This is a genomic window from Dehalococcoidales bacterium, assembly GCA_028716225.1.
In the GTDB taxonomy this organism is placed as follows: Bacteria; Chloroflexota; Dehalococcoidia; order Dehalococcoidales; family UBA5760; genus UBA5760.
On record JAQUQE010000114.1, the window covers coordinates 1 to 3,231 of the forward strand.

Here is a 3,231-nt window from a genome sequence, read left to right on the forward strand (position 1 = left end):
CTTACCAATTCTAAACATCTTGGTGCCGCAAACGGGGCAAATCCCCTGAGTAGCGGGTCTTCCGTTCTTCATGGTAATGCTCTTGGGGTTCTTCATTTCCTTCTTGGCTTTACATTTCATACAGTATGCTTGCATAGGTTACCTCCCTCCATAGTTTTCCCTGAGCTTAAACCACTCGTAAGGTAAAGTCAATAGGCACTGATGTAATGATAAAGAAAAAGGCCTGAGGAAATTTCTTCCCCCAGGCCTTTCAAATAAATCGGATTCCTTTAGAACTCGAATAGCTCCGGCTGCTCGGCTTTGCTTTGTACTTCGGCTTCCTCCCTTTCTATTCGTCTATCCGCTCTCTCCCGTTCCTGCCTTACCTTGACCCGCTGACAGTATATCCAGTCCTTCAGCCTCTTAAGCTCACCCATCTGGTAATCATCAAGGCTATCTACCCGGATATCCTCCGGCATCTGGCCACCCTTATGACGGGTATAGGTCCTGGTAGAAACATAAAGATATATCCGGCTCCAGTCGTGATCCATCGGGAAACTTAGTCCGGCGGTATAGAGATAGGCGCAGGCCTCGGCATCAGTACCAGTTTCCACTTCGCCCTTAGAGGCTTTAATACCCATCTCCAGCCTGTCCAGCGTGATGGCTCCCTTAATCCAGTCGGGCAAGGTATCCCCCCATCCCCCAGGGAATACCAGAATCGGGTCAGTGAATATCCCCACGATATCACTTACCATATCACCTGTTTTTGGCACAAAAACCCTCCTATATTTTCTTTATTTGAACTCATTAGCCGACTAATACCGGCTGCCGGCCGTAGCTGGCAGTTTGTCTCTCCGCTTCTACTGCCCCTTCTGGTAAATCATTACGGACAGCCTTAATTGAGGACTTGATGTAGTCTATCCGCTCGATATCACAAACAAGACGTAGCAGGCGCTGATCGAGATACTGGGGCAGGTTGGGTATGTTCCGGGCTTCGTTAGCCACAGCCTTGGCCTGCGCAAGCGGATCAGCGGCCTGGTCTACCATCTCCTCTACCATGTCCATCGCCTCACTTACCAGTAGCGCGCTCCACTTAATGGGCACAATAACCCCCTTTCAATTACTGATTTACTCCTGACCCTGGCCACGCAGAAACAAAGAGGGAGTATCACTCCCACGCACTGGAGAGCAATACCCCCTCACTTACAAAAAATAAGCACAAAAAGGGTGCTTCACAACACCCTCTTTGTGCGTGTCTTTCCTTTGAGTTCAAGCGTTCAGTTTCAGGCTACAGCGACCGGCTCTTTTACCTTGCCCTTACGCTTCGGCTTACTCTCTTTGATTACCGCTTCAGCTTCAGCGACGGCGTCGGTCTCTACCTCTACCTCTGGCTCGGTTTCAGCTTCCGGCTCGGCTTGTGCTGGCTCCGGCTTAACCTCACTGGTGAGCATTGGCATTACCACCAACTTGTAGCCGTTAGTGGTAAAGAGCGCTGGCGACTTGCCGTCGGTGAGCTTTAGCTCTGCCATCCCCCCGCAAGCCTTAAGCGCTTCGGCTAGATAGCTACCATCAAGCCTTATCCTTACCTCACCCTGAGTTTCGGCGCTTATCTCGGCGTTTCCCTTATCATCGGGATTAGCCATTACTATCTTACCGTTACCGATGGTAAGGTCAATCGGATGTGAATTGGTATCGGATAGGGCTTTCAGTGAGTTTACCGCACTTATCGCCTCGGTAGTATCAAAGCTGGTAATACAGTTATGCTCCGAGGGGATTAGCTTCTCATATTCGGGAAACTTGCCGTCATCGCTAATCCACTTGTAGCGGACTAGCTCGGTATCAAGTATGAGAGACTTTAAGTCCTCACCCTCGAAAGCTAACCTTACCCGCTTCGCTCTCCGTAAGGCGCTCGATATCCCCTTAAGCTCTTCTCGGTTGACTAAAGCCTCACCCTCTCCGTCGTCATAATCAAGGGAAATAACGGAAAGCCTAAAGCCATCGGCACTCACCAGATAGAGCTTACCCTCTATCGCCCTAAAGAGGACACACTGTAGTATCGGTCTAGTGTCCTCTCTAGCTGTAAAGGGTAATACCCTTGATAAGGCTTCGGCTAGCTCCAGCGCTCCGAGGTTAGGCTTGACCGAGTTATTCGGGCTTATCCTTACGTCGCACAGGGTAACCGGCGTGTTATCGCCAATCCACTGGCTATCGGCAAGGTAACTGGTATTGGCTCCACAAACCACTTTCAGCGTTTTATCGGTAACCCGCAACCCGCTGGCATTACCGTTAGACGGCGTTATCTTGACGACGTTAGAACCGCCTAAAGCCTTAAGATAGGTAAGGAAACCTCGACGCCCTAGAGTAACGTCGTTAAGTAGCGTTACCCGCTCGGAGAGCGCTCTCTCCAGAGCGTTTACCAGCACCGCCTTGTGCGCTACGAAACCCTCACCTGAACGCTTGCCCTCGATATTTAGTTGTTCTATTTGGTTTCACCCCCTGTTTAGCTACTCGGTAGTGGGCAAGGCTGCCGGATAGCTTTTAGTAGTAAGCTACCGATTACCCGCAACCCGCTGGCATAATCAGCGCTCCCACTATATATACTGTAAATAGAGGGTGAAACGTTATCATCCCGCTACTAAAATCTTTTGCTCTCGTTTCCTATACCTGTATAGGTAAAGCCTTTCGTATGAGGTCAAGGCTTCCCCCCTTTGCTTTTTGCGGGCAATCTGAACTAGCCGTATCGGGCAACCGAGTAGCCACGTTTTAGCGTCAAGCCACGCCGAGAGGTCAATCGCCTTATCATCGGCGATGGTATCAATCAGCTCGGTGGTCTCTCCGTCTCCGTTAGTTATCTCGGTATCAAGGCTTAACATCGTCGGCTTACGGGTCTCTTGTCTCCAGTATAGGGCTACCACTAAAGAGGCAATACGGTAAGCTCTCGGTATCGGTATTGGCTTGCCGTCTCTGGCTCTGGCTTTGGCTAGCTCGATTATGATATTATGCCTAATATCCCCTCTATCCTGTGCGGGCACTTTGTGCTCAAAGCGGTGAGCGACTTGATACCAGTTAAGCCACTCACCGGAAAGCCTGGCATAGGATAGGGGGCTTTCATCTTGCGGACACGCTAACGCTGTAGTCATTCGCTTATCCCCCCTGTCATTACTAGGGCAAGCGCTCAGGTCAAGGTTTCGTTCTATTCAACTGTTAAGGTGCGCTTTATGTTTACAGCTTCAGTATTGAACAAAAAGCGCT

General features: G+C 50.2%; 5 protein-coding genes. All 5 read right to left on the reverse strand.

From position 1 onward, the window contains the following. Positions 1-120, reverse strand: a 120-nt coding sequence (locus PHI12_14360) for a DUF5679 domain-containing protein (GenBank protein ID MDD5511967.1), incomplete at its 3' end; no start/stop codon positions are given. Positions 121-269: 149 nt separating this feature from the next. Continuing rightward, positions 270-752 (reverse strand): hypothetical protein, encoded by a 483-nt coding sequence (locus tag PHI12_14365; protein MDD5511968.1) that lies wholly within the window; start codon positions 750-752, stop codon positions 270-272. Positions 753-786: 34 nt separating this feature from the next. Further along, positions 787-1,083, reverse strand: coding sequence for a hypothetical protein (locus tag PHI12_14370; protein ID MDD5511969.1), 297 nt, complete (start codon positions 1,081-1,083; stop codon positions 787-789). Positions 1,084-1,262: 179 nt separating this feature from the next. Continuing rightward, positions 1,263-2,402 carry a DNA polymerase III subunit beta gene (locus PHI12_14375; protein ID MDD5511970.1) on the reverse strand — a complete coding sequence of 380 codons (1,140 nt, stop codon included), beginning with the start codon at positions 2,400-2,402 and terminating at the stop codon, positions 1,263-1,265. A 201-nt stretch (positions 2,403-2,603) separates the two neighbouring features. Beyond that, positions 2,604-3,119 (reverse strand): hypothetical protein, encoded by a 516-nt coding sequence (locus PHI12_14380; GenBank protein MDD5511971.1) that lies wholly within the window; start codon positions 3,117-3,119, stop codon positions 2,604-2,606. Positions 3,120-3,231 lie beyond the last annotated feature (112 nt).